The 25,482-nt window shown below is 66.1% G+C and carries 26 protein-coding genes; 8 read left to right on the forward strand and 18 right to left on the reverse strand.

What is annotated here, in order from left to right:
- Window positions 1-43: 43 nt before the first annotated feature.
- Complete coding sequence (locus RSO01_RS26805; protein ID WP_170303383.1) at window positions 44-1,012, forward strand: helix-turn-helix domain-containing protein; 969 nt, start codon at window positions 44-46, stop codon at window positions 1,010-1,012.
- Window positions 1,013-1,029: 17 nt separating this feature from the next.
- Here the strand turns inward: RSO01_RS26805 and RSO01_RS26810 are convergent, their stop codons facing one another.
- Together RSO01_RS26810 and RSO01_RS26815 are read right to left on the reverse strand one after the other, a co-directional pair.
- On the reverse strand, window positions 1,030-1,365 hold the full coding sequence (locus tag RSO01_RS26810) for a hypothetical protein (protein ID WP_147153241.1): 336 nt from the start codon (window positions 1,363-1,365) through the stop codon (window positions 1,030-1,032).
- 79 nt (window positions 1,366-1,444) lie between these two features.
- On the reverse strand, window positions 1,445-1,882 hold the full coding sequence (locus RSO01_RS26815) for a PLDc N-terminal domain-containing protein (RefSeq protein WP_246158835.1): 438 nt from the start codon (window positions 1,880-1,882) through the stop codon (window positions 1,445-1,447).
- Between the two features lie 184 nt (window positions 1,883-2,066).
- Between RSO01_RS26815 and RSO01_RS26820 the strand changes: the two genes are divergently transcribed.
- The gene (locus tag RSO01_RS26820) at window positions 2,067-2,324 is read left to right on the forward strand and encodes a hypothetical protein (protein ID WP_147153243.1); all 258 of its coding nucleotides are present in this window, start codon (window positions 2,067-2,069) and stop codon (window positions 2,322-2,324) included.
- A gap of 86 nt (window positions 2,325-2,410) precedes the next feature.
- Here RSO01_RS26820 and RSO01_RS49550 read toward each other — a convergent pair whose 3' ends face one another.
- From RSO01_RS49550 to RSO01_RS26890, 14 genes are read right to left on the reverse strand one after another with little or no spacing between them, the layout of a single operon-like run.
- Window positions 2,411-2,626 (reverse strand): YMGG-like glycine zipper-containing protein, encoded by a 216-nt coding sequence (locus tag RSO01_RS49550; protein WP_170303384.1) that lies wholly within the window; start codon window positions 2,624-2,626, stop codon window positions 2,411-2,413.
- Window positions 2,627-2,638: 12 nt separating this feature from the next.
- Window positions 2,639-4,252, reverse strand: a complete 1,614-nt coding sequence (locus RSO01_RS26830) for a proton-conducting transporter transmembrane domain-containing protein (protein ID WP_147153245.1) — start codon at window positions 4,250-4,252, stop codon at window positions 2,639-2,641.
- On the reverse strand, window positions 4,249-5,754 hold the full coding sequence (locus RSO01_RS26835) for a complex I subunit 5 family protein (RefSeq protein WP_246158838.1): 1,506 nt from the start codon (window positions 5,752-5,754) through the stop codon (window positions 4,249-4,251). Before RSO01_RS26835 ends, RSO01_RS26830 begins: the two co-directional genes overlap by 4 nt.
- A gap of 8 nt (window positions 5,755-5,762) precedes the next feature.
- On the reverse strand, window positions 5,763-6,083 hold the full coding sequence (locus tag RSO01_RS26840; protein WP_147153249.1) for an NADH-quinone oxidoreductase subunit K: 321 nt from the start codon (window positions 6,081-6,083) through the stop codon (window positions 5,763-5,765).
- A complete protein-coding gene (locus tag RSO01_RS26845) occupies window positions 6,080-7,033 on the reverse strand; it encodes a hydrogenase subunit MbhD domain-containing protein (protein ID WP_147153251.1) in 954 nt (317 codons plus the stop codon). The genes RSO01_RS26840 and RSO01_RS26845 overlap by 4 nt, the downstream gene beginning before the upstream one ends.
- Window positions 7,030-7,320: a monovalent cation/H(+) antiporter subunit G gene (locus RSO01_RS26850; RefSeq protein ID WP_147153253.1), complete on the reverse strand. Its 291-nt coding sequence runs from the start codon at window positions 7,318-7,320 to the stop codon at window positions 7,030-7,032. The genes RSO01_RS26845 and RSO01_RS26850 overlap by 4 nt, the downstream gene beginning before the upstream one ends.
- Window positions 7,317-7,586, reverse strand: coding sequence for an MrpF/PhaF family protein (locus RSO01_RS26855; RefSeq protein ID WP_147153255.1), 270 nt, complete (start codon window positions 7,584-7,586; stop codon window positions 7,317-7,319). The genes RSO01_RS26850 and RSO01_RS26855 overlap by 4 nt, the downstream gene beginning before the upstream one ends.
- Window positions 7,579-8,049 carry a Na+/H+ antiporter subunit E gene (locus tag RSO01_RS26860; RefSeq protein WP_147153257.1) on the reverse strand — a complete coding sequence of 157 codons (471 nt, stop codon included), beginning with the start codon at window positions 8,047-8,049 and terminating at the stop codon, window positions 7,579-7,581. Before RSO01_RS26860 ends, RSO01_RS26855 begins: the two co-directional genes overlap by 8 nt.
- Entirely contained in the window at window positions 8,046-8,300 is a 255-nt protein-coding gene (locus RSO01_RS26865) for a hypothetical protein (protein ID WP_147153259.1), read from the reverse strand. The genes RSO01_RS26860 and RSO01_RS26865 overlap by 4 nt, the downstream gene beginning before the upstream one ends.
- A complete protein-coding gene (locus RSO01_RS26870) occupies window positions 8,297-11,362 on the reverse strand; it encodes an efflux RND transporter permease subunit (protein WP_147153261.1) in 3,066 nt (1,021 codons plus the stop codon). Before RSO01_RS26870 ends, RSO01_RS26865 begins: the two co-directional genes overlap by 4 nt.
- Window positions 11,359-12,474, reverse strand: a complete 1,116-nt coding sequence (locus tag RSO01_RS26875) for an efflux RND transporter periplasmic adaptor subunit (RefSeq protein WP_373867951.1) — start codon at window positions 12,472-12,474, stop codon at window positions 11,359-11,361. The genes RSO01_RS26870 and RSO01_RS26875 overlap by 4 nt, the downstream gene beginning before the upstream one ends.
- 17 nt (window positions 12,475-12,491) lie before the next feature.
- Window positions 12,492-12,872: a PLDc N-terminal domain-containing protein gene (locus RSO01_RS26880; RefSeq protein WP_147153262.1), complete on the reverse strand. Its 381-nt coding sequence runs from the start codon at window positions 12,870-12,872 to the stop codon at window positions 12,492-12,494.
- 54 nt (window positions 12,873-12,926) lie between these two features.
- Window positions 12,927-13,415: a DUF992 domain-containing protein gene (locus RSO01_RS26885; RefSeq protein WP_147153265.1), complete on the reverse strand. Its 489-nt coding sequence runs from the start codon at window positions 13,413-13,415 to the stop codon at window positions 12,927-12,929.
- A gap of 37 nt (window positions 13,416-13,452) precedes the next feature.
- The gene (locus RSO01_RS26890) at window positions 13,453-13,989 is read right to left on the reverse strand and encodes a hypothetical protein (RefSeq protein ID WP_170303385.1); all 537 of its coding nucleotides are present in this window, start codon (window positions 13,987-13,989) and stop codon (window positions 13,453-13,455) included.
- A gap of 269 nt (window positions 13,990-14,258) precedes the next feature.
- On the opposite strand from RSO01_RS26890, the gene RSO01_RS26895 reads away from it, so the two are divergent.
- The 5 genes from RSO01_RS26895 to RSO01_RS26915 all read left to right on the forward strand — a co-directional run bounded on the left by RSO01_RS26895 (window position 14,259) and on the right by RSO01_RS26915 (window position 21,159).
- Entirely contained in the window at window positions 14,259-15,275 is a 1,017-nt protein-coding gene (locus tag RSO01_RS26895; RefSeq protein ID WP_147153268.1) for a helix-turn-helix domain-containing protein, read from the forward strand.
- 254 nt (window positions 15,276-15,529) lie between these two features.
- Window positions 15,530-16,432 (forward strand): hypothetical protein, encoded by a 903-nt coding sequence (locus RSO01_RS26900; RefSeq protein WP_147153270.1) that lies wholly within the window; start codon window positions 15,530-15,532, stop codon window positions 16,430-16,432.
- 29 nt (window positions 16,433-16,461) lie between these two features.
- The gene (locus RSO01_RS26905) at window positions 16,462-17,889 is read left to right on the forward strand and encodes a basic amino acid/polyamine antiporter (protein ID WP_147153272.1); all 1,428 of its coding nucleotides are present in this window, start codon (window positions 16,462-16,464) and stop codon (window positions 17,887-17,889) included.
- Between the two features lie 15 nt (window positions 17,890-17,904).
- Window positions 17,905-19,158, forward strand: a complete 1,254-nt coding sequence (arcA, locus tag RSO01_RS26910) for an arginine deiminase (protein ID WP_170303386.1) — start codon at window positions 17,905-17,907, stop codon at window positions 19,156-19,158.
- 90 nt (window positions 19,159-19,248) lie between these two features.
- A complete protein-coding gene (locus RSO01_RS26915; protein ID WP_147153276.1) occupies window positions 19,249-21,159 on the forward strand; it encodes an ABC transporter substrate-binding protein in 1,911 nt (636 codons plus the stop codon).
- A gap of 255 nt (window positions 21,160-21,414) precedes the next feature.
- Here the strand turns inward: RSO01_RS26915 and RSO01_RS26920 are convergent, their stop codons facing one another.
- Window positions 21,415-22,830: a basic amino acid/polyamine antiporter gene (locus RSO01_RS26920; protein WP_147153278.1), complete on the reverse strand. Its 1,416-nt coding sequence runs from the start codon at window positions 22,828-22,830 to the stop codon at window positions 21,415-21,417.
- Between the two features lie 88 nt (window positions 22,831-22,918).
- Between RSO01_RS26920 and RSO01_RS26925 the strand changes: the two genes are divergently transcribed.
- Complete coding sequence (locus RSO01_RS26925) at window positions 22,919-24,370, forward strand: alpha/beta hydrolase (protein WP_147153279.1); 1,452 nt, start codon at window positions 22,919-22,921, stop codon at window positions 24,368-24,370.
- Here RSO01_RS26925 and RSO01_RS26930 read toward each other — a convergent pair.
- A complete protein-coding gene (locus RSO01_RS26930; RefSeq protein WP_246158841.1) occupies window positions 24,367-25,359 on the reverse strand; it encodes an AI-2E family transporter in 993 nt (330 codons plus the stop codon). The genes RSO01_RS26925 and RSO01_RS26930 overlap by 4 nt on opposite strands.
- Between the last annotated feature and the right edge of the window lie 123 nt (window positions 25,360-25,482).

Genomic DNA, 25,482 nt, shown 5'->3' on the forward strand with positions numbered 1-25,482 from the left:
AGTCGGGAATGCCATGATCGCACATGCATTTTCAACTCAACGCTTGCCGTTGTTGGAGCAGCTCGAAGCGTGGTGTCGCTGGTACACGCCCACCTTCGAGATAGAGCCACTGCGGTCCAAGCAGGACGGGTTTCCGGCCAGCAATCGGAGCTGGAGCGTCGACGGCCTGGCGGTCAGTCGGGTTCGTTCGCCGCCGACGTCGGTCTGGCGGTCGAAGACCAACATCCGCAAGAGCCCCGTCGATCATTGGGCGATCACCCTCAGCAAGAGCCGCACGAGCAGCGTCGAGGTGGGCGACACGTCGCTGGACGTGCCGGCGGGAGCGCCGTTCGTGCTGTCGGTGGGCGAGGAACTGCGCGTCCACCGCACCGAAGATGACGATCGCCTGGTACTGCTTCTGTCGCGCGATCGTTTCAGCAGGATCGCCCATCTCCTCGACGCGGTGAAGGCGACGATCCTGCCGGCCTCGCAAGGCAGATTCCTGGCCGACTACATGTTGGTCCTCGAGCGCAACCTGCCAAACCTGTCGGCGATGGACGTGGCCCGCTTCCCGAACGCCGTCGAGGCCATGCTCGCGGCCTGCCTGGTACCTTCGGCCGACCGCCTCGACAGCGCTCGCCATCAGATCGAGCTCACCTTGATGGAGCGCGTACGCCAGGCCGTGCGCCGCAACCTGCGCTCGCCGTCGCTCGGCCCGGACAAGCTCTGCCGCGAGACCGCAATGTCGCGCTCGCAGCTCTATCGCGTCCTCGAGAGCGAAGGCGGTGCAGCCCACTACATCCAGCGCCGGCGACTGTCGGAAAGCTTCTCGATCCTGTGCGATGCGTCCAATACTCACCCGATCGCCCGTATTGCGGAAGCATTGTGCTTTGCCGATGCCTCGAGCTTCACCCGCGCCTTCCGCCAGGAATTCGGCATGACGCCGCGGCAGGTGCGCGCCGCCTCGCTCGCCGGCCAGGCGCCCATGGCGGCGAAGACAGGCGGCGGCGGCGACCTCCTGCACGGGTTCTAGGACGACCTTCAGAGCACCTACTTGATCGCCAGCGTGGTCAGATCGAAATTGACCGACGTCATGCCGCCTGCCTGAAGCTCGACCACGGCGATGCCGCGGTTGAAATCGAGGGCAACGATACGGCTGGCCTGGTGCTTGTTCTTGATGCCGTTCAGCAGCATGGTCGTCAGCACTTCATAGACTGTCTGGCCTGGCTGACTGGCCCGTTGTTCGACTTCGGTGCGCTTCGCTGCCGTGAGTCCGGCAAGCTCAGCCTGCTCCAGCGTCGTTGCCTTCATGTGTTGCGCACGGGCGGCCGTCGTCGCGAGCGTTCCAGACGCCAACAGCATCAATGCGGTGCGCTTGCCGATCATCTTGGTCTCCATCGACGGCCCGTGATGGTGATCTGCCGAAACGGGGCCTTGCGTCTCGGCTGACTGGAGTCACCGGCGATCATCCGACCAGCCGGCTTCTGAGCATCAGGTACTCCTCGTTGGAAATGACGTTCTGCGCCTTCAGCCGGTCGAGCTTCAGCAACTCGTCGACGGTGCTGAAGCCTACGAACTGGCGCACGGCGTCGCGCATCTCTTCGGTCTGTGCGGTCTTGCGTTCCGCCATTCCGGCGCCCTCGCTCAGGATGTAGGCGAAGGTCCCGACATAGGGCAGACCGACGAGAAGAACGACCCACAGAAACTTGCCGGCACCGGACATATCTCTTCTGCGGAACAGGTCGCTTGCCGTGATCACGAGCAGCCACAGCCACAAGACGAAGATGAACGCGGCAACCGCATTGACGAGCAGCCCGGCGAATGAACCGCCGTTGGAAAGCAGCATGGTCTTCCCGCTCCGCTTTGTTCGAGATCGGATTTTACGAAGGCTGGCGGCGAACACATCGGCGCGAAGTCCCAGGACTGTTCCGCGCGTCCCAATCAGCGAGCACCGCGAGCAGGCCCTCTTCAAAAAGGGACGAAGTAACCAGTTTGGGGACGCCCGGCACAACGGGGATTCTGAGTGAAGTGGTATCGTTAGCGCGTCCGTGCATCAGCACGGATGGAACCCAGTGAGGATGGCAGCCATGACTTTCGGTCGCATACTGACGCTAACCGGGTGCGTTGTTCTCATTTCCACCGGATCGTTCGCGCAGCAGATGAGCGATGCGGACTATTGCCAGCAGTTGTCCAGCCTGTATCGCATGTTCTCTCGTGCCCAGACGGCCAATGCAGTAGCCGCTGCTGCGATGAACGAGTGCGACAAGGGCAACTTCCAGGTCGGGATCGCCAGGCTCGAGGAGATCCTGAACGGCCGCCGCATTCCGCTTCCTCCGCGCGGATAGTCGCATCGACACGGGCAAAGCCTGACATCCGGAGGCAGCGCAGACCATTGCGCTGCTTCCCGGCCCCCCGACGCGTCGTCGTCTGACTATCTGTTGCCGGCTGCGGAGCCCACGATGGCGCCAGCCGCGCCGCCGATCAGGCCCGCGCCCACCACCTGGCCGAAGCTGCCGCCTGCGACCATGCCGACGCCGGTTCCGAGCGCGGCCCCGGTCACGGCGCCTCTCTGTGTTGGGGTCATGTTCTCGCAGCTGCTCGCCAGGACGGAGACGGACAGCATCATCAGCATTTTCGACTTCAGCACGTTTGCCTCCCGTCAGATCGTTGCAGCGCTCAGCACGACGGCGATCGCCACCAGGGAGCAGGCTGCCGCCGGCCACCGTCGAAGCATGTGGTCCGCGCGCTCCATGGCCACGCCGATCGCGTAGCTGGAGCGAAACACCCTCTCGATCGTGCCCATGACGTCGCCAGCCGGGATTCGCGGCATGTGGCTTCCCCATCGCACCCAAGCGGGGGCTAGCACTGCCCCGATGACGACCGGCCATGCGGCATCCCACAACGCACCGGGAGCGAGAACGGCCTGCACGGTTCCGCTGCTTGCGAGGTAGAGCAGCCAGGGAACGAAGAGTGCGGCCAGCGCCACGAGGCGCCACGACAGCAGGAAAGCCTGTGGAATAACGGTCGGTGGCTCATGCGCCGCCGACCGCGCGAGACGTACGAGGAAGTGCACCATGAGCAACGTCGTGGCGGCGGCCGAGAGGTTTGCCAGCGTACCGGCCAGGCCGTTGCCCAGCGGCTCCTTGATGGCGAGCTTGGCCAGCGCGCCGCCGGTCAACGGCAATCCACCGAGGCCGAGCGCCACCAGGGTGGCGAGGAACAGCGTCGGCGCCGTGCGAGGCGCCGTCGTCATGGCGATCACCCCGATCGCCAGGAACAGCGCCCCCTTGGCCAGCACGTGATGCGCTGCATAGAGGGAGCCGGCGATCGGGGCGCTGTCGTTGCCCGCCGCGAGGCCCATGCCCAGCACGGCCGCGATGACGCCCATCTGGCTGATGCTGGAATAGGCCAGCACGCTTGCCGGCCGGGATTGCAGGAGGCCGATGGCCACGCCGTAGAATGCCGAGAAGAAGCCGAGCACCGCCAGCAGTTCGCCGGCCACGGGCATCGCGCTGTCGAACGGCAGGAAGCGCAGGAAGCCGATGACGCCGGCCTTCACGCCGGCACCGCTCAGTACCGCCGCAGCGGGAACGGGCGCGGCGGCATAAGCCAGCGGCATCCAGCCGTGCACCGGCACCAGTCCGATCTTGAGGACGAAGCCGATCGCCGTCAGTGTCACCGCACCGTTGAGCCACGGCGATTGCGGCAGCGCTGCCATCACGTCGCCGATCCGGAGGCTGCCGGTGGGATCGCCGGCGGCGAGCAGGACGAAGCCCATCAGCAGGAACGCCTCGCTCAGGACGGTGAAGGCCGTGTAGATCGCGCCGGCGCGCCACGCCGTCGGCTCGTCGTCGTGTGCGATCAGGCCATACGCGGGCAGACTTGCCAACGCGAACAGCAGATAGAAACCGACGAGATCGTCCGCCATGAACACGCCCAAGCTGCCGCTGAGCGTGAGCAGCCAGCACACGACGAAGCGCAACGTCGCCGTGGTGCGTTTCAGGAAAGCGGCGGCGTAAAGACCGCCAGCGCTCCACAGCAGCGCCGAGACGCCGAGCAGGATCGCGCCGGGAAAGTCGAGCGCCAAGGCGAGACGCAGCCAGGGGAGCTCGACTGCAACAGGATCGTTCTCGAGCGCCATGAGCGCTGCGGCCAATGCGGGCAGCGGCGCCACGGCCAGCCACGCCGGGACCGCGGGGCGCCATGCCGGGCGCAGGCACGCGGCGAGCAGCACCAGAGGGGCGAGCAATCCCGTGGCGAGCAGCGCGGTCATGGCACGATGGCCGCGCGGCCGACTTGCAGCAGGCCAAGGAAGCCCGGCGGTGCGAAGCCCAGCAGCAGCGCCGCAATCGCCAGGGCAAGCACGATGCCTTCGCGACCGCGCGATGGGCTCGCCCTCACGTCGAGGGGCGAGGCGGCGAGCGCCGGCGCCACCACGCGATAGACGTAGCCGCCGGCCAGCAGGCCGCCGCAGAGCACGATCGCCGCCCAGAACCACTGACCGCCTTCGACGGTCGCCTGCAGCAGCAGCCACTTCGCGGTGAAACCGCCGCTCGGTGGCAATCCCATCAGGGACAATCCGCCGAGGCCGAAGGCGAACAGGGTCATCGGCATGGCGTGGCCGATGCCGCGCAGGTCGGCGATGCGGTCGTGGCCCAGCGATTCGGCAACCAGGCCGGCGGCCAGGAACATCGATGCCTTGGCAAAGGCGTGACTGAGCGCCTGCATCACGCCGCCGTTCCAGGCCTGGCCGTTCCACGGCTCGGAGCCGGCAGCCAGCGGGAACATCAGGAAGAGATAGCCGACCTGGGCGATGGTCGAGTAGGCGATCAGGAGTTTCAATCGCCGCTGCCGCAAGGCAAGCACGCTGCCGAACAGGATGGCGCCGCTGCCCAGCGCGCCCAGCAGCCCCATCGCGGCATCCGAGGCGAGGCCTGGCATGACGTCGAACCACAACCGCACGACCAGGAAGAACGATCCCTTGACGACCAGTGCCGACAGAACGGCGCTTGCCGGGGCGGGTGCGTTGGCGTGCGCCGGCGGCAGCCACAGATGCAGCGGGAACAGCGCGGTCTTGGCGAGCAAGCCGGCTGTCATCAACCCGCCGGCGGCGAAGGTGGCCGGCGCGACGACGGGCGCGGCGCGAATGCCCTCGGCGAGGAGGACGATGTCGAGCGTGCCGTAGGAGCCGTAGAGCAGGGCCGCGCCCAGCAGATAGAACACCGAGCCGATCAACGCGAAGAGAAGGTAGCGCAGCGCCGCGCGCAGCGTTTCGGGACGGCCGTCGAGGCAGACCAGCGGAACGGCGGCGAAGGTGAGGAGTTCCAGCGCGACGTAGAGGTTGAACAGGTCGCCGCCGAGAAAGACCATGTTGAGCGCCGCCCAGAGTCCCTGCAGCAGCGTCCAGAAGGCAAGCGGTGCGCGGGCTTCGGCACGTTGCGGCGGTGTCGCAAAGAGAGGTCGTGCGAAGTATCCGGCGGCCGCGACCACCAGCGCCGCCGTTACCAGCATCACCGCGGAGAAGCCGTCGGCGCGGAGCGCAATGCCGAGCGGCGGCGCCCAGCCGCCCAGGATGTAGACGAGCGGCGCCTGTTCCCGCCACACGCCGAAGGCGATCACGAGGGCGATGCCAAGGCCGGCGGGCATCAGCGCGAGCGCGATCCGCTCGGCGTTGCGCCCGCCCGCGACCAGGGACAGCAGCATGCCGACCACCGGCAGAACGATCGCCAGCACCAGCAGGTAGCCGCCGGGATTGGTGGCCAGCGCCAGCGCCACTGCTGACATTATTCAGGCCTTTGCTCGTCGGGATTGAGAGTCACCGTTCCCGAGGTCTCGAACAGCCGCAGCAGCAAGGCGACCGCCAGAGCCGTGGCCGAGAAAGCGACCACGATGCCGGTGATGACCAGCGCCTGCGGCACCGGATCGGCGGCAAATCCGGCGGCCCCGCCCTTGCGTGCCAGGATGCCGAACATCAGGAAGACGCCGCTGCCCAGAAGATTGAAGCACAGCAGCTTGCGCAGCGGATGGGCGAGGACCAGCAGGCCGTACACGCCGAGGCCGACCAGCGCGGCGCCCGTCAGTCCGGCGAGGGTTGCGGCGGTCATGGTGGTCCGGCCTGCGGCCGATTGGGCGGCCCGATGACCAGCAGAGGCAGCACCGCGGCGATGGAGAGCACCATGAACGCTTCGATGAACAGGATCAGCGGCTTGGCGATGCCGTCGGGATAGGCCAGGAAGCCGGCCGCGACGGCGAAACCGATCATGCCGATCAGCAGGAACATCGCGGGTCCTGCGACCAGCACGACGCGCAGCCAGCGTCGATCGACCGCCGGTGCCTGAACGACCCGCGCCATCAGCACGATCATTGCCATTGCAGCGAGGAGCGCACCGCCCTGGAAGGCACCGCCAGGCTCGTTGGCGCCTACCCAGGCGATGTGGACGGCCACCACGATGCCGACCGGCGGCAACAATTGCGCGAAGAAGGTGAGGGGACCTTGATGATGCGCCAGCGGTCGTGGGCCTGCGACGCTGCCCCAGGCGTCATCGGCGGCCAGCGACCACACGCCGATCACCGCCAGGATCAGCACGACCTTCTCGAGCATCGTGTCGAAGGCGCGAAACGCCATAAGGACGGCCGTGACAGGATTGCCGAGACCCGTCTCGCCCAAGTGGCGTGCCACGTCGGGTGCCAGCGTCGGGCCGGGATCGGCCATCATCAGGACGCCGGCTGCAAGGACCCCGGCGATGGCGATGCAGAGCGTTGCTGCGGCGACGCGCACCATCGGCCGGAGCTGTTCGCTTGCCTGCGGTGGATCGGTGCCGCGCAGGCGCATCGCGGCGGTGATCAGCAGCACGCCGGTCACGCCGCTGCCGATCGCTGCCTCGGTCAGGGCGACATCCAGGGCGAACAGGCGTACCCAGACCAGCGACAGCAGCAGTCCGTACGCGACATAGCCCACAGCCGCCGCGAAGAGCTCGCGGGCGGCGATCGTCCACGCCGCGACGCCAAGCACGAGGACGGCGAGGCCGATGTCGAGGATCTCGATCACTGTCATGGCGGCGGCCGGCGGCGGCCCAGCGCCTGTGCGATGACCTGCGCCGCCGTCGCGCTCGACAACTGGACCAGCACCCAGACGCCCAGCAGCTTGAGGCCGCCGAGCAGGCCGCTGGCCTGCGGCAGCAACCCGAGGACCACGAGGCCGAGCCCGAGATTGTCGGCCTTGGTGAGGGCGTGCAGACGCGTGAGCGAATCCGGGAAGCGAAGCAATCCGACGCTGCCCGCGAGGAAGAAGAAGGCGCCGGCGGAGACCGCGACAACCGTGAAGACGTCCGCCGCGCTCATGGGTCGTCATCCTGCCGGGGCGCGGCGCTGTTCACGAACGCCACCGAAGCGAAGGCGGCCAGCAACGCCAGTCCCAGGGCGACGTCCTCGGCGCCGCGCACACCGGTGGCCGCGGCCACCAGCAAAAGCGTGGCGATGCCGCCGGTTCCGAGCAGCTGAGCCGCCATCGTGCGATCGACGTTCTCAGGACCACGCAGGATGCGGGCCAGGCCGACGGCTACCGTCAGGAGGATCAAGCCGGCGGCGGCGAGCAGGAAGTCAGTCATCGCCGATCATCCGGCTGAACCGGGCTTCTTCCGCGGCGAAGCTCGCGGCAACGGGCTGGTCGACGTCGAGGCAATGGACCAGCAGCGCACCATCGTCGTCGGATCCCGCCGGCAGCGTTCCGGGCAGCAGACTCGACAGCGCGCAGAAGGCGCTGCGTGCGCCGGCTGAGTGCAGGCGCGGGCGATAGACCACGAAGCCCGGGCGCAGCTTCATCGATGGACTGAGGGCGAGCCAGGCGACCTGCACGCCCGCGCTCACCGATTGCGCGAGGAAGTGCGCGACGAACGATGCCAAGGACCACCAACGCAGGTGCAGCCGGCTGGGCGGCAGCAGCCGCAGACTTGCCCATGTCGCCAGCACAGCCGTAGCGAGGCCGATCGGCAGATCGGCCACATGGTAGCCGGCGATCATCAGCCACAGGGCGAAGAACAACGCCGTCCGACCGACAGCGACCTGGTTCATCGCTGTTCTCCCGGCCTCGGCGGCGGTGATGGCGGTGGTGGCTTGCCGTGCGCTCCGGGCGCCTGCTGTTCGAGGCCCGGCGAGGTCGAGAAGCGATTGGTCTGCGGCACGGGCGTCACCTTGTTGGGTGTCCCCAACATCGAGTCGGTGCGCGCGTCGGCGCCGGAGTCGCGCGCTTCGCGACCGGGCTGCGCGGAAGCCTGGTGAGCCGCAACGATAGCGACCGACAGAAGGAACAGGACCGGCTTCATGCGGCGGCGGCCATCGCGGCCTCGTGCGACGGCTCCCTGATGCGGAACAGAGCGACGTACATCGCCGGCAGGACGATCAGCGTGAGCAGGGTGGCCACGAACAACCCGCCCATGATGGCGAATGCCATCGGTCCCCAGAACACATCCGCGGCAATGGGAATGAACCCGAGCACGGTGGAGATCGCCGTCAGCATGATCGGCCGGAAGCGCGAGAGCGTGGCCTCGATCACGGCATCCCAGGCGTGCTCCCTCTCGACCCGCTCGGCCTCGATCTGTTCGATCAGCAGCACGGCGTTTCGCGCGATCATGCCGAACAGGGCAAGGATGCCGAGGATCGCCACGAAGCCCAGCGGCTTATTGACGATCAGCAGGGTGAACACGATGCCGATCAGTCCCATCGGGATCACGCTGACGACCAGGAACAGGCGGCTGAAGCTGTGCAGCTGCGCCATCAGGAAGAACAGCATCAGCAGCAGCATCAGCGGCACCTTGGCGAACACCGAAGCCTGCGAATACGCACTTTCCTCGACGGTACCGCCGACGGCGATGCGATAGTCCTTGGGCAGGCTGCCGGCGAGCTTGTCGATCGCCAGTGCCAGCGCATCGACGGCACCCGCCGGGGAGACGGCCGGCGGGACGTCGGCCAGCACGGTAAGGGTCGGCACCCTCTGGCGGCGCCAGATCAGCGGGTACTCCTGCTTGAAGTCGAATGTCGCCACCTGATTCAGCGGCACGGTGCGGCCATTCGCCAGCGGCAGCTGCAGGGCGCGCAGCGTCGACAGCGAGCTGCGCTGCTCGTCGAGGGCGCGCGTGATGACGGGAACGAGATAGATGTCGTCACGGACCTGCGTGACGGCGGTGCCCGCCATCAGAGTGTTGATGACCTCGGCGATCGCCCGCGAGCTCAAACCCAGCAGCCGCGCCTTGTCCTGGTCGATCGTGACTCGCACCTGGCGGGCAGGCTCCATCCAGTCGAAGCTGACCTCCGCAATGTGGGGATCGCTGCCGAGGACTTCGGCGAGCCGCAAGGCGATCGACCGCACTTGCGAAAGATCGGGGCCGCTCACCCTGTACTGCACGGGCCAGCCGACGGGTGGCCCCAACTCGAGCGGCGAAACGCGACCCACGACGCTCGGCATCTGCTCGGACATCAGCTTCTCGAGCTTGGCCTGAAGGCGATCGCGCGCCGCGATATCCTTTGCCACGACGACGGCCTGGGAGAAGAAGTCGTTGGGCAGCTTGACGTCGAGCGGCAGGTAGAAGCGGATCGCGCCGCGGCCGACATAGGTGCTCCAGCGCTCGACGTCGGGATCGGCCTTGAGGAAGGCATCGAGCTGGCCGGCGACGGTCTCACTGGCGTAGATCGAGGCGTTCTGCGGCAGGGTGAGATCGACCACGAGCTCGGGCCGGTCGGAGGCCGGAAAGAACTGGCGCGGCACGAACGGCGAGGCGAGGAACGCGGCAACCAGGCTCGCGACCGTGACGCCGATGGTGACCCAGCGCATCCGCATCGCTCCGACCAGCAGGGCGCGGAAGGTGCGCAAGACGATGTTGGGCCTGGCGGGTTCCGTCGACGTCGGCGGCTTCAGCAGCACGACGCCGAGCAGGGGCGCGAACAGCACCGCCACGAACCACGACACGAACAGCGTGATTGTCACGACGGCGAAGATCGAGAAGGTGTATTCGCCCGCCGCGCTTTGCGCGAAGCCGATCGGCACGAACCCGGCCGCAGTGACGAAGGTCCCGGTCAGCATCGGAAAAGCCAGCGTCTTGTAGGCGAAGGACGCAGCCTGCTCGGTGCTGTCGCCCTGGGCGATGCGCGTGGTCATGACGTCGACCGTCGTCATGGCGCTGTCGACCAGCAGGCTCAGCGCAATGATCAGGGCGCCGAGCGAGATGCGCTGCAGGTCGATGCCGAAGCCCTGCATGATGGGGAAGGTGATGGCGAGCGTGAGCGGAATCGACGCCGCGACGATGGCGCCGGCCCGCAGGCCCAGGCTGATGATGCTGACGGCCATGATGATGGCGATGGCCTGCCACAGCGAGACCATGAACTCGCCGATCGCGTGGTCGACGACGGCAGGCTGGTCGGACACCAGCGTCGGCTCGATCCCGAGCGGCAGGTCGACCAGGACGTTGTCGATCTCTGTCGTCACGTTCTTTCCGAGCGCGAGGATGTCGCCGCCGGGGCGCATGGCGAGGGCGAGGCCGATGGCGGGCTTGCCGTTGACGCGGAACATCGGCTGCGGCGGGTCGGCGTAGCTGCGGCGCACTTCGGCGATGTCGCGCAATCTGATCATCCGCCCGTTCGACAGGAAGCTGACGTTGAGGATGTCCTGCTCGGAGCGGAAGGCCCCCGACACCTGCAGCGACAGCGTCTCCTTGCTGGTCTCGACGGAGCCGGCGGGAACGACGCTGTTCTGCGCCTGGACCGCGGCGATCAGGGCGGCGCGGTCGATGCCGAGGCCGGCGAGCTGTGGCGTCGAGAACTCGATGAAGATCTGCTCGTCCTGGGCGCCGATGATCTCGATCTTCGAGACGTCGGGAACGTTCAGGAGCCGCGAGCGGATGGCCTCGACATAGTCGCGCAATTCGCGATGGGTGAAGCCGTCGGCGGTGAAGCCGTAGATCAACCCGAACGTGTCGCCGAAGTCGTCGTTGAAGCCCGGCCCCAGCACGCCGGCGGGCAAGGTGTGGCGGATATCGCCGATGTTCTTGCGCACCTGGTACCAGACATCGGGGACCTCGGCCGCCGAGGTCGAACCCTTCAGGTTGACGAAGATGGTGGTTTGGCCAGGCACCGTGTAACTGCGCAGGAAATCCAGTCCGCGCGTCTCCTGCAGCTTGCGCTCCAGCCGTTCGGTAACCTGCTGCAGCGTGTCGTCGAGGGTGGCGCCCGGCCATGCGGCCTGCACCACCATCGTCCTGAAGGTGAAGGCCGGATCCTCGTTGCGTCCCAACCCGAAGTAGGCCGACAGGCCTGCCGCCGTGACGATGATCATCAGGAACACGGTGAACGACCGGTGCCTGAGGGCCCATTCCGAGAGGTTGGGGCCGGTCACGGAGTGGCTCCGAGCAGGCGAACCTTCTGGCCGGGATGAAGAGCCTGCACGCCCGCGGTGACCACGATCTCGCCGCCGTCCAGGCCGTGCGACAGGAGCACGCTGCCCGGATCGAAACGCTCCACCTGCACGTTGTGCAGCGACACCGTCATGTCCTTTGGGTCGACGAGCCAGACCGCTGGCTGCCCGTTGATGCGCGTCAACGCGCTTGCCGGGACCGCGATACCGGGTGTCGCTGCGAGTTCCATGCGGCCCTTGACCGTCGCGCCGAGGAACATCGCCGATGGCGGGTCGATCAGGCCGACACGGACACGGAAGGTCCGGGTGATGGGATCGGCCTGGGGATCCACCTGCCGGATCCTGCCGCTGGCGGTGATGGACGGATCGTCGGTCAGCGACACCACGACCTTGGGATCGGATGGCGCCGAGCGGATCACCTGCGCGGGCACGTCGAACACGGCGTCACGGCCATCCTGCCGGGCGACCTGAAATACCGTCTGTCCCGGCTGGACGACTTCGCCTGCCTCCGCCATGCGCGCAGTGATCGACCCTGCGACCCCTGCCTTGAGCTGGGTGTAGCTGACGCGGTCCTTGGCGATGTGCAGCTGGGCCTCGGCATTGTCGAGCTGCGATTGCGCCGTGCGCAGGGCCTGCTGGGCCTGGTCGTACAAGGCCTGGGTCGTGAAGCCCTGGGGCAACAGGACCTTCTGCCGTTCGAAGGCGTTGCTCGTCTCGGTCAGGCGGCCTTCGGCGGCCGAGAGCGCCGCCTGCGCCGACCGCAGGGCGTTCAGCTCGTTCTGCGGATCGAGCTTGGCGAGCACCTGGTCGGGCTCGACGCGGTCGCCGACATTGCCCAGTCGTTCAATGATGCGGCCGCCGATACGGAAGGACAGGGACGCCTCGTTCTCGGCGCTGATCTGGCCGGTCAGGACGACCGTCTCGCCGTCGCCGCCCTTCGTGGCGGTGACGGTGCGGACGGGACGGGGCTCCACGACCTTGGCCTTGGCCTTGGTCCGCCACTCGCAACCGCTCAGGGCAAGCGCCGGCGTCAGCAACAGCGCCAACATCGCCACGCCGACCGCGCTTCGCCAGGGAGTGGGCCGGGCCACGATCGCGTTCCCGCCGGCGGCTATTGAAGGATTCGCGCTCGCAGGCGCGCATATTCTTCCTTCGAGATCGACTTCTCCGTCATCAGCCGTTCGAGCTTGGTCAGCTCGTCCGCGACGCTGAAGCCCACGGCCTGGCGCAGTTCGTCGCGTGCCTGGCGAACCTGGGAGCGGTTGCGCTCCGCCATGCCGCCGCCCTGCGTGAGGATGTAGGCGAAGATGCCGATATAGGGCAGCACGATGAGCAGGATGACCCACAGGACCTTGCCGAAGCCGGAAATGTCCTGCCGTCGGAACAGATCGCTTGCCGTGGTTATGAAGAGCCAGAACCACAGGATGAAGACGAAGATCGCAAAGGCGTCTGCCAGGAAATTCGCGAATGTGGATTCTGCAGAGAACACCATCGTTCTTCTCCAACACGCAGCACGTCGGCGCTTCGCAGCCCTCGCGAATCAGTCCTACGGGACTTTGCGAAGCGACATCGCGGCCACGCCGGCAGCTGCGTTGAGGCCGACGCTGCCTTCGACGCTTACGGGCTGCAGGGTGATCTGGTTACTGCTGCCCCCGAGCAGCACGTTGGCGCCGACGCCGACGCCAACGGTCCCCTGGGCCGTCGGGCCGGCATACTCTCCGCCGAGCGCTCCGGGTGCGACGCTGCCCGGCGCGAACACCATCCACACGATGGTGCTGTCGCGGGTGAAACCCACGTCGACGCCATAGCGCCTGATCGTTCCCTCATAGCGCTCGGCCGTGCCGTCGGTGCGGGTGAACAGGCAGTTGAGCGTCCGTGAGGAACCGAAGACGAAGCCGACGCCGCCGGCGACATTGCAGGTGAGCGAACCGATATTGAAGCCCCCGCGGCTGGGAGCCTGCGGGTTGGCGGTCGCCGTCGTCTGCTGCTGCTGGCACCCTGCTACCGCCAGGAACAGAAGCAGGGCCGTCGTCATTGCTGCGCGCATCTTCGGTCCTTTCGCCGGGAAGTGATCAGCGGGCGACGGCGCTCCATCGGCAGCCGGTCCTCGGTTCGGCCACGTCCAGCGTACCCGGAGGCTTCGATGTGTCGGCGGTCACGTTGAAGTTCGTGCTTCCGATTGTCAGTGTGGTCGTGAACACCTTTGGCGGGTTCTGCGTCATGTTTCGGGTGATGCCGCCGGCCGTGCGCAGCGTCGCGCCGTCCGTCGTCGGCGTGAAGGTATGGACGCGCGACAGTTCGGCGTCCCACTGCTGGCAGGAGGTGGGATTGCGATCTGTCGGGGTGACCCGGAACTCGATCGGCGCGGACTGGGCGGACACCTGCGCCGAGATCATCCCGGCGAGTGACACGATGAGAAACGTCTTGATGGTCCTCATGTGACTCTCCTTGCGGTGAAGTGACAACGCCTGGCGACTCGGCTGGCGCAATTCCGTCACGCCGGTCCTGGGATCGCGGAACTCGGGACCGCCCGTCGAGGCGGCGATGTCGAGGCTGGCTAGCGAGCGTCGTGATGAAAGCCTCAGCGTCACGCTCTGCATTCCGCTCATCGCGACCTCCGACGGTCTCGGCGATGCACGCATTCTACGAGGCGGCCTCAAGCGCACATCAGCTTGGAATCCCGTGATTGTTCCCGGTGTCCCAATTCACGCGCCGGCCTTTCGACAGCCTGAGCGTGAAGGCCAGGTTGCACCCGACCGGAAAGGACTCGCCAGTCCTGCGTATTTGCATATTCAACCTACGGTATTATGGTCGCTCCTGAAGGTGACTTCGACCTCCGCTGTTGGCGCTTAGCGCTCGAGCCGATTGTGAGGACACGATGACTCCTAAGAGATTCGAAACGGCATCGTTGCCGCCGCGTGAGCAGTTCGCCGCCTGGCATGCCTGGTACAGCTCGTTTCTCGACACTGCCGTGACTAGGACACCGGACGAAGGTTTTTCGGCGTGTAGTGAAACCTGGTCGCTCGGCGGGCTCACGATAAGCGATGGAACGGCTCCGGCGATCTTCACGGCGAGAACGAAGACTCTCATTCGGCGCAATCCGGTCGATCACTGGGTGCTCACTCTTTGCCGGCGCGGAACGGTTGCCCTTCAGGCGTCCAACGGATCGGTCTCCTTCGAGCCTGGTGTTCCCTTCGTGGTTTCGCTGGCGGACGTGATGGTGACCACCAAGACCGATTACAGTCGTGTGCAGTTCTACCTGTCGCGTAGCGCCTTTGCAGGAGTTGCCGCCTTGCTCGATGCGGCGCGAGGCAAGCCGCTGGACACGCCCGAGGGTGCGCTCCTCGCCGATTACATGCTGCTTCTTGTCAGTCACCTTCGCGATCTTGCGCCCGAGGATGGACCGCGGATCGCGGCCGCTGTTGAAGCGATGGTGGGTGCATGTCTCGCTCCGTCGGCAGAACGCTGGGCGGGCGCGCAGGGCCAGATTGACTTCACGCTGATGGAACGCGTGCGCCGCGCAGTTCGTGCCCATCTGCGCTCGCCGTTGTTGGGACCCGAGAAACTTTGCCATGAGGCGGCGACTTCGCGATCGCAGCTGTACCGCCTGCTGGAGGGCGAAGGGGGCGTGGCCCACTACATCCGACGGCAGAGACTGTCGGAGAGCTTCGCGATGCTTTGCGACGTTTCCCATGCCGTGCCGATCGGCAGGATCGCCGACATTCTGTGCTTCTCCGACGCCTCGAGCTTCAGCCGCGCGTTCAGGCGAGAGTTCGGCATGAGTCCGCGGGATGTGCGGGCCGCCTCCGTGGCCGGATTGCAGCCGTCGGTTTCACTGAAGGAAACGGCGCCCGACGGCATTCAGTGCTTTGCCGATTGTCTTAGCGGAGCCTAGCGAAGGCTGCTTTTGGGACGTTCAGGATAGTTCAGGGACGAGGCGCTAAAGAAACCGTGCTTCGCCGCACGTAGGATGCAACGAGGAGCGCCATTAACTCCGCTTTGCACGGATGGGAGCTGATGCAGTACTTCCGTTCCGACCGAGCCCGCCGGCCTTGGCTGCTGACGATACTATCGACGGTCTTGCTGATTGCCACGGCCGGTCGACTTGCCGCGCAACACACGGACGCGCAAGAGGCGCGAATCGATGCGATGTTCGGCACACCGGACCGCTATGGGGTGACGCCTCAGGACAACATCTTCGCGACCACGCCCGGCCTCGAGCAGCAGGCGCGGCGGTCGGCATTCACCTTCAATATTCTCGCGCCGATCTCCTACAACTCCAACGCCGCGGCGGGCCCGTCCGGCGTCCCGACGGACAAGAATTCGGCAGAGTTCAGCCCCGTCGTCGGCCTGTCGTGGTCGACGCCGGTCTTCGACCTGCCGTTGCGGTTCACGGCGAACGCCCGTGCCGAGGTCGATCGCTTCACCCAGGTGCCGTCCGCCGACTTCGACAAGATCGTCCTCTCGAGCCGGCTGCAGTACGTGGACCCGACCAACGATCAGGCCTACTCGCCCTACATCGTCTACGCGCCGCGATGGTCCTACACGCCGTTCTATCAGGACTGGCTGCAGACACGTCAGGATCTGAGCGTCGGGGTCAACAAGACGTTCAATTTTGACGCAAACTTCAGGCGGGTCCCCTTCGCCGCCGACACCTTGGCGGAGACCACCTGGTCGTTCGGCGTGACGACATTCTTCCAGCGGCGGTTCAGCAACCCCGGGCCCTCGTCGTGGGCCTTGTTCGTCATCCCGTCAGCCACCTACGTCTTCTCCGAGCAATGGAATCTGAGCCTCGGCGTGGAGTTCATGCGCCGCGCCTTTGAATCCTATCAAGGCGGCCCTGCCGACGAGGACTGGCTGCTGCAGCCGATCGCGACGCTCGAATTCGTGCTGCCGAGCGCCTGGTTCGGATCCGACCGAAACGCCACGCTGGTCGGCCGGCCGGCGCTCGACTTCCAGGTAGCCTACGAGCGGAACTGGTCCACCGTGCCGGTCTTCGACTACAGCGCATTGCACGTCGGCGTCGCCCTGAAGATGGGTTGGAGGTTCTAGTGACAACGCAAATATCCGCTGAGGGCGCCATGGCATCGCAATCCACCCAAAGGCTCTCCCTGTTTGCCTTGACGATGATGGTCGTGGGCGGAATGGTCGGTGCCGGCATCTTCTCGCTGCCGCGAACCTTCGCGGGCGCAACCGGGCCGATCGGCGCCATCATCGCCTGGTTGATCGCCGGCACCGGCATGTACATGCTGGCGCGCGTGTTCCAGGCGCTCGCCGAGCGCAAGCCCGACCTCGATGCCGGCGTGTTCGCCTACGCCAAGGCGGGCTTTGGCGACTATCCCGGCTTCCTGTCGGCTTTCGGCTACTGGATCGGTAGCTGCATCGGCAACGTTTCGTACTGGGTCCTCATCAAGTCGACACTGGGCGCGTTCTTCCCGGTGTTCGGCGACGGCAACACCGCTGTGGCCATCATCGTCGCCTCGCTGGGCATCTGGCTGTTCCATTTCATGATCCTGCGCGGCACCCAGCAGGCCGCCGTCATCAACAGCATCGTGACCGTCGCCAAGGTGGTTCCGATCCTGGTGTTCATCGTCATTCTCATCTTCGCCTTCAAGCTCGATCTGTTCCGCTTCAACCTGTATGGCGGCGACTTGACCGACGGCATATTCGAGCAGGTGCGCGCCACCATGCTGGTTACCGTCTTCGTCTTCCTCGGCATCGAGGGCGCGAGCGTCTACTCGCGCTTTGCCAGGGAACGCTCCGACGTCGGCCGCGCCACGATCATGGGCTTCGTCGTCGTCACCTCGATGATGGTCCTGGTGACGCTGCTGCCCTACGCCGTCCTGCAGCGCGCCGACATCGCCGGCATGCGCCAGCCCTCCATGGCACAGGTGCTCGAGGCGGTCGTCGGTCACTGGGGTGCGGTTTTCGTCAGCATCGGCCTCCTGATATCGGTGCTCGGCGCCTATCTCGCCTGGTCGCTGATCTGCGCCGAGGTACTGTTCACCGCGGCCAAGACCAAGGACATGCCTTCGGTATTCGCGCGCGAGAATGCCAACAAGGTGCCATCGGCGGCCCTTTGGGCGACCAACATCGTGGTTCAGATCATCGTCATCACGACCTATTGGTCACGCGATGCCTTCGCGCTGATGCTGAACCTGACCAGCGCGATGTCGCTGATTCCCTTCCTGTTCGTGGCCGCCTACGGACTGCAGCTCACCAGGCGGGGCGAAACCTATGATGTGCGACCCGACGAGCGTCGGCGGGACCTGATCATCGCGGCCGTCGCCACCGCCTACACGATCTTCCTGCTCTATGCCGGCGGCCTGAAGTTCATCCTGCTCTCGGCGGTCCTCTATGCACCCGGGACGGCGCTGTATTTCTGGGCGCGTCGCGAGCAAGGCAGGCCGGTTTTCAACGGGACGTCGGACTGGATCATTTTCGGCCTCGCCGTCATCGGCGCGATCATTGGCATCTATTGGCTGGCCACTGGCTACATCACGATCTGATCAACGGAGCGTATCATGGCACAGGCGACGCAGAAGGCTTTCGGCGTTCATTCCGAGGTCGGCAAGCTGCACAAGGTAATGGTCTGCGCGCCCGGTCGTGCCCATCAGCGGCTGACGCCGTCCAACTGCGACCAGCTGCTGTTCGACGACGTGCTGTGGGTCGACAACGCCAAGCGCGATCACTTCGATTTCGTGCAGAAGATGCGCGATCGCGGCGTCGACGTCGTCGAGATGCACAGTCTGCTGGCCGAGACGGTGGCGATCCCCGAGGCCAGGAAATGGATCATCGACAACCAGGTTGTGCCCAACCAGGTCGGGCTGGGCCTGGTCGACGAGATCAGGAGTTACCTCGATGGCCTCAATCCGAGGGATCTCGCCGAGACGCTGATCGGCGGTCTGTCGACCCAGGAATTTCCCGAGACCCACGGCGGCGAGATGCTGAAGCTCGTCAAGGACGCCGCCGGCGTCACCGAGTACCTGCTGCCGCCGCTGCCCAACACGCTCTACACGCGCGACACGACCTGCTGGATCTATGGCGGCGTCACCATCAACTCGCTGTTCTGGCCGGCGCGCCACGAGGAGCCCATCCTGGCGGCGGCGATCTACAAGTTCCATCCGGACTTCGCCGGCAAGGTCAAGGTGTGGTGGGGCGATCCGACGGCCGACCATGGGCTGGCGACGATCGAAGGCGGCGACGTCATGCCGATCGGCAAGGGCGTCGTGCTGATCGGCATGAGCGAGCGCACCTCGCGCCAAGGCATCAGCCAGCTGGCGCAGGCGTTGTTCAAGCAGGGTGCGGCCGAGCGCGTCATCGTCGCCGCCATGCCCAAGCTCAGGGCGGCGATGCATCTCGACACGGTGTTCACCTTCGCCGATCGCGATTGCGTGCTGCTCTATCCCGACATCGTCTACAGCATCCACGCCTACTCATACCGCCCCGCCGACACGCCAAGCGGCATCGAGTTGCGCAAGGACGCCAAGCCGTTCGTCGAAACGGTGGCCGACGCGCTCGGCGTCAAGAAGATGCGCGTCGTCGAGACAGGCGGCACGGACTACATGCGCGAGCGCACCCAGTGGGACAGCGGTGCCAACCTCGTCTGCGCCTCGCCCGGCGTCGTCTTCGCCTACGACCGCAACACCTACGCCAACACGTTGCTGCGCAAGGCCGGCATCGAGGTGATCACCATCGTCGGCGCCGAGCTCGGTCGCGGCCGCGGCGGCGGCCATTGCATGACCTGCCCGATCATTCGCGAGCCGGTCGACTACTAGACGACCGGTAGAGTCAACATTATCCGTCGCTGGCGATCGTCGCTGCCAACACCTATATCCGGCACAGTGAGGCATGGCCAAGGAGCCAGCGTGCAGCGACGCTTATTCATCGGCGGGGTTCTTTCCAGCCTTCTTATCGATCCGGTCCTTGCCGCCGATCCGAGTCCGGCGATGCAGGAGACCCCACTGTTTGCCGACAGGGTGAAAGCAGGTACGCTGCCACCGGTTGCCCAGCGCATTCCCAGCCAGCCGCGGATCGTGCGGCGATTCGCCGGCGGTGACGGTCCCGGCCGGCAGGGCGGTCAGCTCGACATGCTGATATCGGCCATGCGCGAGACCTCGTTGATGACGATCTACAGCTACACGCGGCTGATCGTCTATGACGACAAATTCAAGCTCCATCCCGACATACTGGAAAGCTACGACGCGAGCGAAGGCAGCGTCTTCACCTTCAGGCTGCGGGCCGGCCACAAGTGGTCCGACGGCCATCCCTTCACCACCGAGGATTTCCGCTTCTTCTGGGAGGACGTCGCCAACAACAAGGATCTCTCGCCTGGCGGTCCGTCGATCGAGCTTCTGGTCGACGACAAGCCGCCCAAGGTCGAGATTCTCGACGATCTCACGATCAGGTACAGCTGGCAGAGGCCCAATCCCTACTTCCTGGAAAGCCAGGCGCGGGCGGCGCCGCTCTTCCTGTTCCGGCCGGCCCACTATCTCAAGAAGTTCCACGCGAAATACACCGACCCGGCCGAGATCGTGCGGCAGGCGAGGGGCGGTCCGTTGGCCGGGAGCTGGGTGCAGATCTTCCGCCGCGTCGATGCGATGTACAGCAACGACAACGTCGATCTTCCCAGCCTCAATCCCTGGATCGCGACGACCAACCCGCCGGCGCAACGCTTCGTCTTCGTGCGCAATCCCTTCTATCATCGCATTGACGAGAATGGCCGCCAGCTGCCCTATGTCGATCGCGTCGTCTTCACCATGGCGGCGGCCAACCTGATCCCGGCCAAGGCCGGGCTCGGCGAATCCGACCTGCAGTCGCGCTATCTCAACATGCGCGACTACACCTTCCTGAAGAAGAGCGCCAAGGACTCCGGCGCCGAGGTGCGCCTGTGGGAGATCGGTTCGGGCTCGCAGGTCGCGCTCTATCCCAATCTCAACGCCAACGACCCGCTGTGGCGCGGGCTTTTCCGCGACGTGCGCTTCCGGCGGGCGCTGTCGATGGGCATCGATCGGGACGAGCTGAACCAGGTCGCCTTCATTGGCCTCGCCACGCCGTCGAACAATACGATCATGCCGAGGTCCCCGCTGTTCAAGCCCGAGTACGCGACGACATGGGCGCAGCACGATCCTGCGGCCGCCAACAAGCTTTTGGACGAGATCGGCCTCACCAAGCGCCGTGGCGACGGCGTCCGGCTGCTGTCCGACGGGCGTCCGGCCATCATCATCGTCGAGAGCCAGCGCGAACAGACGGAAGAAGCCGACGTCATGCAGCTGATCGCCGACCATTGGAGGAAGATCGGCATCAAGATCCTGATGAAGCCGCAGACGATCGAGAACTTCCGCCTGCGCAACCAGTCCGGCGAAGCGCTGATGATGGCCTATTCCGGCATTGTCACCGCCGTGCCGACGCTCAACACCAGCCCCCGGGAGTTCGCCCCGACGATGCGCGGCGGCCTGCAATGGCCGAAATGGGGTGTGTACGTCGAGACCAACGGCAAGCAGGGCGAGAAGTGCGACCTCGAGCCGGCCAGGCGGCTGCTCGACTATGTGGCGGAGTGGGAGAACGCGACCGACGACGACGGCCGCCGGCGGGCCTGGGAGAAGATCCTGCAGACCAACACCGACGAGGTGTTCTCGATCGGCACGGTGAACGGCGCGCGCCAGCCGGTCGTGGTCGGGCCCAAGGTCCGCAACGTGCCGAAGGAGGGCTACTATGCCTGGGATCCCGGCGGCTATATCGGGCTCTATCAGCCGGACACGTTCTGGGCTGCGTCTTAAGAACTATAGTTATTTACAAAAACCGGCGTTTTTGCTAGAATCCGACCTCGTTGTCGCTCTATGCATCGTTGATCCGGTTTTCCAATCCCGAGAGGGACCGCTCGCGCGCTGAGCGGTCCACCCTCTCCGGAAGCGCCCGAAGCTGTCCGCAATTTACTGTCTCACTTTTGGGGTGCACTCCACCTGAAGGGGGGTAGCGCAAAATGCGCGAAATGCGGAAATTCCTGACGGCAGTACATGCACGGGCCGGCCAAGCTAGATCGAGATCGCGCCGACAGCGAGGCCGCAGAGCCCGAGCACCGCGGCGATGACGACGACTGCGAACAGAAGCCATTCCAGGCGCGTGAAGACGGCGGCGCCCTGCTCGCGGCGGGCCAGGGCGAACAGGATCGTCCCCGGCGCATAGAGAAGCGCCGACAGCAGCAGGAACTTGGCGCCGCCGGCGTAGAGCATGCCGGCGGCATAGAGCGTGGCCAGCGCGGCGCGCGTCCAGTCGATGCGGCGGCTGCGACTGCCCGCGGCATAGGTCTCGCCGCTCCAGGCGAGTTTCAATCCGTAGGCCGCCACCAACAGATACGGCAGCAACGTCATGGCGCTCGTCATCTTGAGCGCCAGCGTGAAGGCATAGTCGGCAAACCAAGTCAGGATCAGGAAGACCTGGATGACGGCATTGGTGAGCCACAGCGCCGCTGCTGGCGCCTTGTTCCGGTTCTCGCCGGCCAGGAAGGACGGCATGGTGCGGTGCTGCGCCGCCGAATGGATGACCTCGGCGGCCAGCAGCGACCATGACAGATAGTTGCCGAGAACCGAGACGATGAGGCCGATGCTGATGAAGACGCTGCCCCATCGTCCGACGAGAGCTTCCAGGACGCCGGCCATCGACGGCGTGGGCAGGCCCGCCAGGTCGGTTCGCGGCATCACGCCGTAGGACAGCATCGTCACCAGGACGAGCAGGCTCAGCACCGAGAGGAAGCCCAGCACCGTCGCCTTGCCGACATCCTTGCGGTCCTTGGCATAGCGTGAGTAGACGCTGGCGCCCTCGATGCCGACGAACAGGAAGACGGTGACCAGCATCGAGTTGCGCACCTGGTCGGGCAGGCTGCCGGTGCCCCAGAAATTGAGGGTGAAGAGGCCGCTGTCGAAGCCGGCGATGGCGACCGCGACGAACAGCAGGATCGGCACGATCTTGGCCACGGTCGCGATGGTGTTGAGGGCCGCCGCCTCCTTGACGCCGCGCAGGATCAGGAAATGGACGCCCCACAGCAGCAGCGAGGCGGCGAAGATGGCGACCGGCGTGGTGCCGTCGCCGAAGATCGGGAAGAACTGGCCGAGCGTCGCCTTGATCAGCACCAGGCAGGCGACGTCGGCGAGGCAGCAGCCGATCCAGTAGCCGGCCGCCGACAGGAAGCCGAGATAGTCGCCGAAACCTTCCTTGGCATAGGCATAGATGCCGGCGTCGAGGTCGGGCTTGCGCTGCGCCAGGGTCTGAAAGACGAAGGCCAGCATCAGCATGCCGGCGCCGGCGATGCTCCAGGCGATCAAGGCGCCGGCCACGCCGGTTGTCCGGCCGAAGGCCGCCGGCAGGGCGAAGATGCCCGAGCCGATCATCGAGCCCACGACCAGGGCGATGAGGGCACCAAGCGAAAGTTTCTGGTCCGCCGAAGATGTCATCGCCACTCCAGGACCCATGGCCGGTGGCAGTGCAGCGCAGTCTACCACCGTCACTCACTCGCGTGATAGTGTGTTCGTCGAAAGAATCATGACGGCAAGGTTGTTCCGGCTTCTCAGGCGTACGCTGCTGCTGCTGGTCGTGGTTGCGGCGACCCTTCTTGCGGTGCGGACGTACGATTCGCAGCGTGGCGCGCCGCTGCAGCTCTGGCACACCCATGTGCCGCACGACATGCGGGCGGCCGACATCGACAAGGCCGACTGGCAGACCTGGTTGAAGGCCGAGGACGCGGTCTTCCACGAGGTCCGCACCGAGGTCGTCGACAAGCTCGACGCCGAAAGCCGCACCGCCAGCAATCGCTACTTCGCCGGCAGCCCGATCTACCCCGGCAATTTCAAGCAGGACTGGAACCGTTCCTACGTCCTCGAGCCCGCCGGGCCGCCCGCCGGCGCCGTGGTGCTGCTGCACGGCCTCACCGATTCGCCCTACAGCCTGCGCCACATCGCACGGCGCTATCGCGACCGCGGCTTCGTCGTCGTCGGCATCAGGCTGCCGGCGCACGGCACCGTGCCCGCCGCCCTGACCGACGTCGAATGGGAGGACTGGGATGCAGCGACACGGCTCGCGGTGCGCGAAGCGCGCCGGCGCGCCGGCCCGGCGGTGCCGCTGCACATCGTCGGCTTCTCCAATGGCGGCGCGCTAGCGGTCAAGTACGCCCTGGATGCGATGGAGGACAATCGGCTCGTCCAGGCCGACCGGCTGATCCTGGTCTCGCCCATGATCGGCATCACCGCCTTCGCCCGCTTTGCCGGGTTGGCGGCGCTGCCGGCGATGTTTCCCGCCTTCGCCAAGGCGGCCTGGCTCGGGCTGCTGCCCGAGTTCAATCCGTTCAAGTACAACTCCTTTCCGGTCAACGGCGCGCGGCAGTCTCACCGTCTGACGGTCGCGCTGCAGGATCGGCTGGCGCGTGCCGCCCGCGACGGCCGTCTGCAACGCATGCCGCCGATCCTGACCTTCCAGTCCGTCGTCGACTTCACGGTGAGCACCCGGGCGGTCATCGCCTCGCTCTATGCCTTGTTGCCGGCCAATGGCAGCGAGCTCGTGCTGTTCGACCTCAACCGCGCCGCCAAGATCAGCTCCGAGCTTATGCGCAATGCCTCGGAGACGGTCCTGACGCGCATCCTCGCCGACCCGCCGCGCAACTTCCGCACGACCATCATCGCCAACGTCAGCGACGATCGACAGGAGGTCCAGGAACGCGTGACCGAAGCCGGCGCCGTGACCGAGCAGACGCGCGATCTCGGTCTCGCCTTTCCGCCGGGACTGTTCTCGCTGTCGCATGTGGCCTTGCCGTTCCCGATGTACGACGCGCTCTACGGCCTGGAGCCCAATGAGCCGGAGGATTTCGGCGTCAATCTCGGCGCCATCGCGCCGCGGGGCGAGCGCGGCGTGCTGATCGTCGATCTCGACGCGCTGGTGCGCGTCTCGTCCAACCCGTTCTTTCCCTACATCCTGGAACGGCTGGGCGAGGCCAAGCCCTAGCTGCGATCGCCCAGCCAGTCCTCGACGTAGAACCGCATCACGGCGAGACGGCCCACGGCGACCACGGGCGCGGCCAGCGCCACGCCCATGATGCCGAACATGGCGCCCAGGATGACGATGGCGAACAGGGTCCAGGCTGGCGGGACGTTGACCGCTTCCTTCTGGATCAGCGGCGCCACGACGAAGCCCTCGATGGTCTGGATGATGAAGTAGATCGCCATCACCCAGGCCACCGCCGGCAGGCCGAGCGGCATTGCCGCCAGCGCCACCGGCAGGGCGGCGATCAACGGTCCGAGATAGGGCACGAAGTTGGCCACGCCGGCCTGCAGGCCGAGCAGGGGCGCGCCCGGCACGCCCAGCATCCGCAGGGCGAGCCACAGGACCAGCGCCACGACGATGCTGCGGGCGAGCTGGCCGAGCAGCCAGCTGCGCAGCATGCGGCCCATCTCGTCCATGACGCCGCGAACGCGGTCGCGCGCGCGAAGCGGCACCAGCCGCAGCGCGCCGTCGCGATAGCCCGCGGGATGGGCGGCGAAAAACAGCCCGAGGCAGACGATGACGATGGCGTTCATGGCCACGACATAGGCGCCGCTCACCGCATACTGGACGTGGCCGAACAATCGGCCGGGATCGGCGATGAAATGCGACAGGTCCTGCCGGCCGCCGGGGCCGAACAGGTCGACGCCGAAGGCGGCGAGGTTCCTTTCCAGCACGTCGAGCTGGGCATTGATGATATGCAGCAGCAGCGCCGCCTGGTCGGGCAGGCGGACGACCGCCCAGCCGATCGCCAGCGCCGTGAGGCCGGCCAGGACGAGCACGACCAGGCCAAAACGCCAGCCGCGTGACAGCGGGATGACGCGCGTCAGTCCGCGCGTGCAGGCGTCGAGGAAGGCCGCGAACAGGATGCCGGCGAAGAGCAGCAGCAGGCTCGGCGCGTAGTACCAGGTGAAGATCAGCGCGGCGGCGACGCCGAGGACGATCAGCGGCACACTGAGCGATCGACGCCCGGCGGGTGCTCCTGTCTCGCTGATTGGCGGAGAAGATCGGACATCTGCCTTCACTGGCGGGGACCTCGCAATTGAGTCATTGTATCCGAGGTTGCAGGCCCTGGC

This window comes from Reyranella soli (assembly GCF_007992495.1).
GTDB classification, from domain to species: Bacteria; Pseudomonadota; Alphaproteobacteria; order Reyranellales; family Reyranellaceae; genus Reyranella; species Reyranella soli.